This is a genomic window from Microbacterium sp. CPCC 204701, assembly GCF_004010105.1.
Lineage (GTDB): Bacteria > Actinomycetota > Actinomycetes > Actinomycetales > Microbacteriaceae > Microbacterium.
In genome coordinates this window covers 1-7933 of the sequence record NZ_RRYE01000123.1, presented here as the reverse complement: position 1 = coordinate 7933, position 7933 = coordinate 1, and the positions used below count along the sequence as shown (strand labels likewise).

The 7933-nt window shown below is 70.9% G+C and carries 4 protein-coding genes and 1 pseudogene; 3 read left to right on the top strand and 2 right to left on the bottom strand.

All coding sequences use genetic code 11. The features are described 5' to 3' along the window. Nucleotides 1-446 (top strand): annotated as a pseudogene (locus EIO58_RS09245) (GTP 3',8-cyclase MoaA); the annotation flags it as partial. A 3-nt stretch (nucleotides 447-449) separates the two neighbouring features. Further along, complete coding sequence (gene fdhD / locus EIO58_RS09240) at nucleotides 450-1364, top strand: formate dehydrogenase accessory sulfurtransferase FdhD (RefSeq protein WP_127819291.1); 915 nt, start codon at nucleotides 450-452, stop codon at nucleotides 1362-1364. 199 nt (nucleotides 1365-1563) lie between these two features. Here fdhD and EIO58_RS09235 read toward each other — a convergent pair whose 3' ends face one another. Both EIO58_RS09235 and EIO58_RS09230 read right to left on the bottom strand, forming a co-directional pair. Next, nucleotides 1564-5913: a family 43 glycosylhydrolase gene (locus EIO58_RS09235; protein WP_127819290.1), complete on the bottom strand. Its 4350-nt coding sequence runs from the start codon at nucleotides 5911-5913 to the stop codon at nucleotides 1564-1566. 192 nt (nucleotides 5914-6105) lie between these two features. Next, nucleotides 6106-6696: a Dps family protein gene (locus EIO58_RS09230; RefSeq protein WP_127819289.1), complete on the bottom strand. Its 591-nt coding sequence runs from the start codon at nucleotides 6694-6696 to the stop codon at nucleotides 6106-6108. A gap of 147 nt (nucleotides 6697-6843) precedes the next feature. On the opposite strand from EIO58_RS09230, the gene EIO58_RS09225 reads away from it, so the two are divergent. Beyond that, a partial coding sequence (locus EIO58_RS09225; RefSeq protein ID WP_127819288.1) for an amidase occupies nucleotides 6844-7933 on the top strand: 1090 nt, incomplete at its 3' end.

Genomic DNA, 7933 nt, shown 5'->3' with positions numbered 1-7933 from the left:
CGCAGATGCGGTTCATCGAGCAGATGCCGCTCGACGCCGGGCACACGTGGGACCGCGCGCGCATGGTGACGCAGGACGAGATCCTCGCCGCGCTCGGCCGGCGGTGGCGGCTGACTCCCGTCCCCGGCCGCGGGGGAGCGCCCGCCGCCCGCTGGACGCTCGATGACGGCCCTCACTCGGTCGGGGTCATCGCGTCGGTGACGGCGCCGTTCTGCGGCGACTGCGACCGGCTGCGGCTGACCGCAGACGGGCAGCTGCGCAACTGCCTCTTCTCGACGACCGAGTACGACCTGCTGCCGGTGCTGCGGGGTGACGCCTCGACCGATGTCGAAGCGGGCGTCGACCGGATGCTGCGGGCCTGCGTGCGCGGCAAGCTCCCAGGGCACGCCATCAACGACCCCGCGTTCCTGCAGCCGGCGCGCGGCATGAACGCGATCGGGGGCTGAGCCATGGGACGCATCACCGCGCGCAGCCCCGTCACCCGCATCTCGCTCGACGACGGCGGCCCGTCGGTGCGCCGCCGCGCCGACACGCTCGTGGTGGAGGAGCCGCTCGAGATCCGCGTCGGCGGCGAGGCGCTCACCGTCACGATGCGCACGCCCGGTCACGACATCGAGCTGGCCGCCGGATTCCTCGTGTCAGAGGGAGTGATCGCGCGGGGCGGCGACTTCCGCTCGGCGATCCACTGCGGCGGCCCGGGCACGGGGCCGGTGGGTGGCGCGACGGTGGGTCCGAGCCTCCTCGGCATCGGCGCGACCGAGAACACCTACAACGTCCTCGACGTCTCGCTCGCACCCGGCGTCGAGATGCCGCTGACCGACATCACCCGCAACTTCTACACGATGAGCTCGTGCGGCGTGTGCGGCACGGCGTCGATAGACGCGATCGAGAAGGCGTCGCGCTACGAAGTGGCGACGGATGCCGCGACCGTCGACGCGGCGCTGCTCGCGGGCCTTCCCGACGCGCTGCGCGCCGGGCAGACGGTGTTCGAGAAGACCGGCGGGCTCCATGCGGCGGCGCTGTTCGACGCGGCGACCGGGGAGCTGCTGGTGCTGCGCGAAGACGTCGGGCGGCACAACGCCGTCGACAAGGTCGTCGGGTGGGCGCTGCTCGAAGACCGGCTGCCGCTGACCGGCACGGTGCTCCAGGTATCGGGCCGCGCGAGCTTCGAACTGGTGCAGAAGGCCGTGATGGCCGGAATCCCGATCCTGTCGGCGGTGTCGGCGCCGTCGTCGCTCGCCGTGGAACTGGCCGCGGCATCCGGCCTCACCCTCGCGGGGTTCGTGCGGGGCAGCTCGCTCAACGTCTACTCGCGCACCGACCGGGTGCTGGTGGGCGCCGAGGTCGTGGATCAGAACACGTAGAGGTGCCCGAGGACGATCGTCGCGACGAAGAAGAGGAAGATCGCGACGACACCAGAACGCGACATAGCCGCCGGTGGTCGCCTCCGAGAGGCGTCCCGCGAACAGATGCTGTGTGGCCGGGCGGGTCGCGAACCGCAACGCGGCGAGGCTGCCGTTTCAGCCCGGGAGCACGGCCGTCCGATCGCGGGAGCGACGAGCGTCAGCCGCACGCGTGGGCGGCGTAGGGCGCCTGCGTCTCGGACGTCACCGGCTGCCCGTCGATCGTGGCGGTCGCGGTCACGGCGACCGTGCCGCTCTCGATGCTCGCCAGGCGCGTCGCGAACGCGTGCGACGAGGCTTGGCCCGACTGCAGCGCCGCCACCGTCTTGGACCCGAAGGGCGTCTGCACGTGCAGCGCCACCGCCATGTCGTCGGCGTTCGACGCCTTGACCACGAGCGTGACCTTGCCTGCGACGCAGCGCGTCGTCACCGCCACGTCGACCTCGGGACCCGTCTGCGGCAGCGCGATCTCGTGCGCAGCCACGCTCTCGAGCGTCGGCACGACCGGCATGATCAGCCTGTCGGGTCCGAACTCGAGCCTGTCGATCGTCGTCTCGCGGTGCGTGCCGTCCCCGCCTGGGATCGCGAAGCGGTGGTACGCGATGTACCAGTCGTCGGTGCCCGGCACGTTGATGATCGAGCTGTGACCGGGGCCCTTGATGCCCAGCGACAGGTCCTTCTGCAGGATCACGCCACGGTAGGTCCACGGCCCGTTCATGCTCGTCGCCGTCGCGTAGCCGACGCGGTAGTTCTCCGAACCGGTGTCGTCGATCGCGTAGGTGAGGTGGTACAGCCCCTCGCGGTAGTTGAAGAACACGCCTTCGCGGAAGTTCGTGAGGCCGCTGATCCGCTGGAACGTGCCGGCCTTCAGCGAGATCATGTCGTCGTTCAGCTCCGCCAGCACCGCACCGTTGCTGCCGTTGCCCCAGCCGAGGTACCACTTCCCCGAAACCGGATCGTGGAACGCCGCCGGGTCGATCGCCTGACCGGAGGTGATCTCCTCGTTGTTCAGGATCATCGCGTTCGGCTGCGCGACGAAGGGCCCGACGGGCGTCTCGCCGACCGCGACGCCGATCGTCTTGCGGTTGAGGGCGGCATTGTGGCCGCTGAAGTAGAAGTAGTACTTCCCGTCCCGCTCGATGATGGTGGGTGCCCACGCGTTGCCTGTCGCCCACGGCACATCGCCGTTCGACCCGTCGAGGGTCAGGAACGGCTCGGTCGAGCGCTCCCAGTCCACGAGGTTCTTCGAGCTCCAGACGTAGAAGTCCTTGCCGCCCCAGCCCGCGTATCCGTCGGTCGTGGCGTAGAGGTAGTACGTGTCGCCGAAGACCGCGATGTTCGGATCCGCGTAGAGTCCCGGCAGCACCGGGCTGTTCACGACCCGGGCCTCCATCGTCCACGTCGCCGTCGTGCCGTCCAGGGCAGTGAGCGTGTACGTCACCGGCTCGGTGAGATCGACCGTCGTGCCGGAGGCGGGCGAGACGGTGACGCCGTCCGCCGCCTGGAACGTCGGCGCCAGCTGAGTGAGGTCGGTGCCCTTGACGACCGGGAACACCACCGAGTGCGCGGAGCCGGAGACGATCGGCGCGACCTTCAGAGCCGAGGCATCCGTCAGCGACACGTCGATGAGCTGGTCGGTCGCGCCCGCGTTCTCGAGCACCTCGGTCGCCGACAGCGCCCGATTGTACACCCGCACGTTGTCGAACCAGCCCTGGAAGTACCCGTCGGCCGAGTAGAACGACTTGCCGAGATAGCCGGCGAGGTTCGACCCGAGGTCGTCCACGGTCGCCGCGAGGGCGGCGTTCTCGCCGAGCTTGACGCCGTCGGAGTACACCGTCATCTTGCTGCCGTCGAAGACGATGTCGACGCGGTGCCACTGCCCCGACGCGACGCTGCCCGTGACCGCCGCCTCGTTCTGCCACGAGCTCTGCGTGATGGCGCTGCGCACGTCGCCGCCGCGCAGCCGCAGGAAGTAGTACCTGTTCGTGTCGGCGCCGAAGGCGAAGGTGAAGAAGTTGCCGCTGGTCCTCTCGGACTTCACGTCCATCGAGACGGTCATCGTGCTTCGGCCGTCGAAGAACCCGGTCGGGAACGACGCGAACCCGTTCGCCGCGCCGTCCAGGCGCAGCGCCTTGCCTTGCGCCTGGTCGGTCGCGACCGCCGCGGTGCCGCTCGCGGTGAGGTCGGCGTCGCCGGCCGAGTCGGCGAGCGTGCCGTCGTCGAACGTGTACTCGGCGATGGGCGCCTGCTGCGGCTCCTCAGGCTCTTCGCCGCCGTCGCCGTACGCGGCGAGCAGGCGCTCCTCCTCGGAGGCCGACAGCCGCAGTACCGAGCCGTGCCGGAAGCGCTGGTCGAACGAGTACTGATCGGCGCCCGCTCCGACGCTCAGCGGAGTGAACTGCAGGCCGGCGAGCGTGTCGGCGGTGTGGGCGTAGTAGCCGCTCTGATCGCCCATGGCCGCCCAGCGGCCGTCCGGCAGCTCGTAGACGGTGAGGCCCTCCATCGAGGCGCGAAGGCCGTGAGCGGATGCCTCCCCGCGGTCGATCTCTCGCGTCCACGGTCCGTCGAGGCTCGGCGCGGTGTCGACGACGGTGTGCCAGTCCGACGTCGAGAACCGGTAGTACGTGTCGCCCTCCTTCGCGATGGTCGAGTCGATGATGTTCGGACCGGTCTGACCGTCGCCCTTCTCGTTGAGCGAGGTCCAGATCTCGGGCTCGGTGAAGGTGACGAAGTCGCGGGTCTTGGTGAGGTACATCCGCAGCGCCCAGTCGTCGGTGCCGTTGTCGGTCCGGTCGCGCGCGGCCCAGTACACGTAGTACTCGCCGGTGGCCTCGTTGTAGGTCGCCTCGGGCGCCCACACGCAGCCGGCCTGGTCGAATCCGGCGAAGACGATCCTCTGATCGCTCCAGTTCACGAGGTCGGTCGACTCCCACACCACGATGTTCTGGCTCGCGTTGAGCTGGTCCCACCCCGAGCCGCCGGCGCCGCCGCCCTCGGCGTGCAGGTCGGTGCCGATGATCCAGTACTTGTCGCCTTCGGGTGCGCGCACCAGGTGCGGGTCGCGAACGCCGAGATCGCCGCCGAGGTTCGCGAGGATCGGCTCGTTGTCGTTGAGCTTCGACCAGTGCAGTCCGTCGTCGCTGTGGCCGAAGAAGATCTTCTCGTAGCCGCCGTGGGCGGCGAAGTGGGTCCACAGGTAGCCGGCGGTGTAGTCGCGGTCGAGGTCGGCGGGGGAGGCCTTCACCGTCACCGGGATGTCGCGCGTCGCCGTCGTGCCCGGCACGGTGGCGGTCAGGGTGACCATGGTGTCGCTGGCGCCGCGCATCACGACGCCCGCGGCTTTGCCGTCCTTCGCGGTGGTCGTGATGACGCCGGCGGGCACGGCAGACCACTCGATGGCGCTGCCGTTGACACTCCCCTCGGAGGCCAGTGTGACGTTGCCGCGGATGTCGTCGGCGCCTGGGATCGCGATGGCGTCGAGGTCCTCCTGGGCCAGCACCGCGGTGCCCGGCATCGGCAGCACCGTCGCGGAGAACGCGCGGGTCTCGGATGCCGCGCCCCGCGTCAGGGTCGCTGTCAGGGTGACATCGGCAGCGGCGGCGCCGGCGGCGGGGCGCGTCACCGTGCCGGTGGGCGACACCGCCGCGTCGTCGCTGGAGACCCACGTGATCGTCGAGCCGTTCGCCCCCTTCGCGGGGAGGGTCAGGTCGGCCGTCACGTCCGAGAGGTCGCCGAGCGAGAGCGCCGCGGCGTCGCGCTGCACGCGCACGTCGTCGGCGGGGACCAGGGCGGTGACCTCGGCGGCGGTGAGCGCGCTGTCGTAGATGCGCACATCGCGCAGACTCCCGGCGAGGCGCCGGTCGGCGTCGTAGACCGAGCGGCCGAGGTAGTTCGCCGTGGTGACGCCGCCGCCGATCGACCCGGGGGTGATCGTCACGCCGGTGTTCTCACCGACCTGGATGCCGTCGAGGTAGATCCGCGCCGTGTCCGTGGCGTCGTCGAGCGTGTAGGTGATCGTCTTCCAGACCTCGCGCTCGAGGTTCGCCCCGCTGTTCGCGGTCTGCTCAGTGGTCCAGGTGCCCGTGGCGATCGACGTCTTGTAGGAGTTGCCCGTCGAGTACAGGTAGCCGTTCCCGACGCCGGACGCGTCCGTGTTGCCGAAGCCGTAGATGAAGTACGGGGTGGCCTGCGCTGCGCGCACCAGCACCTCGGCGCTCACGGTGATGGAGGAGAGCCCCGCGAGGAGATCGTCGGGGAGGTCGACGTAGTCGTCGGCGCCGTCGAGCCGCACACCCGCCGCTCCGGTCAGCGCCGGCGAGCCGACGTAGGTGCCGTCGCGGCCCGACCCCGAGGCGTCGACCGCGATGGTGCCGGCCGTCTCGTCGAGCGGGTAGTGGGCGACCAGCTGTGCGGCGGCGGCCGCGGGCTGTGCGGCGACGACGGCACCGCCCAGGCCCAGGGCGATCGCGGCGATTCCGGCGAGGGTGCGCCGGATCAGAGGCTGCTTCATTGCGCTTCCTTCGGGGGCCGCTTCGGTGCGGCGGGGAGGTCGGGGCTCCCGGTGATGTTAGCGCTCACTTCAATGGCCCGCAACCGTCGTGACGAAGGTGGGTCTCCCAGGTCCACGTCGGCCACCCCGCGCCCCGACGCGGCGCTGCCCGCCGGTCCTGGGGACGGGCGGGCAGCGTCAGGGCGCCTGGGATCACCGCTGTGGGGTGCGGTTCTCCGCGCTCACCATCCACGAGAGCTGCTCCACCCGCTCGAGGATGGCGTGCAGGATGTCAGCACTCGTGGGGTCTTCCTCGTCGACGGCGTCGTGCACCTCGCGGCACGTGCCGGCGACGGCGTCCAGTCTTTCGGTCATGAGGTCGATGACCTCGGTCGTCGCGATCTCGCCCTGCGGGAACTCCGGCAGGGTCGTCGTGTCGGCGACGACATCGCTGCGGCCGTCGGGCAGGGCGTGCAGTGAGCGCATGCGCTCGGCGACCGTGTCGGCGAACTCGCGAGCGGCCTCGATGATCTCGTCGAGCTGCAGGTGGGTGTCGCGGAAGTTGCGACCCACGACGTTCCAGTGCGCCTGCTTGCCCTGCAACGCGAGTTCGATGAGGTCGATCAGCACCCTCTGGAGATTCTCGCCGAGCGTCTCGGATGCCGTGAACCCCTTTTCTGCGTTCTGCTCGGGGGTGAGCTCGGCACCCGTCCCGCCGCGTGCTGCGCGCCGCTTGCCGCGGGCCGCGCCCGCTGACGCCGAACTGCTTCGCGAACTGGTCTTCTTCGCCGTCGTGGTGGCCACTTCCGCTCCTTCGATGGTTTCGACTCGACGCTAGCGAGCAGGCTCGGTCCTCGCCGGGGGATTGCCCTCCCGCGGCGGTCGTGCTAGCAGTGCCGGAGTGCAGCGATCCGTGCGCCGGAGCGGGCGCGCGTGGTGGGATGGATCGCCATGATCCCCCTCTCCGAACCGTCGACCGCCGTCGACATCGCCGCCGCCGTCCGTCGCCGCGAGGTCACGGCGCTCGCCGTGACCGAAGCGCACCTCGAGCGCATCGCGCGCGCGAACCCTCGCCTGAACGCCCTCACGGTGGCGTTCGCCGACAGGGCGAGGCGGGTCGCCGAATCGATGGACGCAGCCCTCGCGGCCGGACGCGACCCGGGTCCGCTCGCCGGCGTCCCGGTGTCGGTGAAGGAGAACATCGACCTCACCTGGTCGGCCACGACGAACGGCTGGACCGGGCTCGCTGACGCGATCCCGGAACGGGACGCGACCGTGGTGCGCCGCATCCTCGAGGCCGGCGCGATCCCCGTCGGTCGGGGCAACATGCCGGACTTCGGCATGCGCTGGGACACCGACAACGACCTGTTCGGCCGCACCCTCAATCCGTGGGACGCGGCTCGCAGCGCCGGCGGATCGAGCGGCGGCGACGCGGTGTCGGTGGTGACGGGGATGAGCGCGCTCGGTCTCGGCAACGACTTCGGCGGCTCCCTTCGCCTGCCCGCCTACGCTGCGGGCATCTGCGGCCTGCGTCCGTCGTACGGCAGAGTGCCGCGGGCGGCCGTGCAGCGGCATCCGGTGGCCCTCACGCTGCAGCAGTTCTCGGTGAACGGCCCGCTCGCGCGGACCGTCGACGACGTCGCGCTCGCTCTCGGCGTCCTGAAGGGGTGGGATGCCGACGACCCGGTGTCGCTCGACGGGGGCTCGGTGCGGTTCGGTGACGTGCCCCGCAGCGTCGGCGTCGTGCGAGATCCCGTCGGCGAGGGCGTCGCCTCCGAGGTCGCCGAAGGTGTCGACCGCGCCGCCGCGGCACTGCGCCGCGCCGGCTGGGACGTGATAGAGGTCGAGGCGCCGATGCTCGAGGAGGCGGCCGTGCTGTGGCGTCGCTTGTCGTGCACCGACATGCTGATCTCGCTCGATCCGGCCGAGCTCGGGCAGCCGCTCGGCCGGTCGGCGACGGCGTTCCTGCGCGACAGCACGGCCGCCGCCCGGCCGTACGAGTCGGCCCGCGAATACGCCGGGGCGTGGGCGCGCCGCGCCG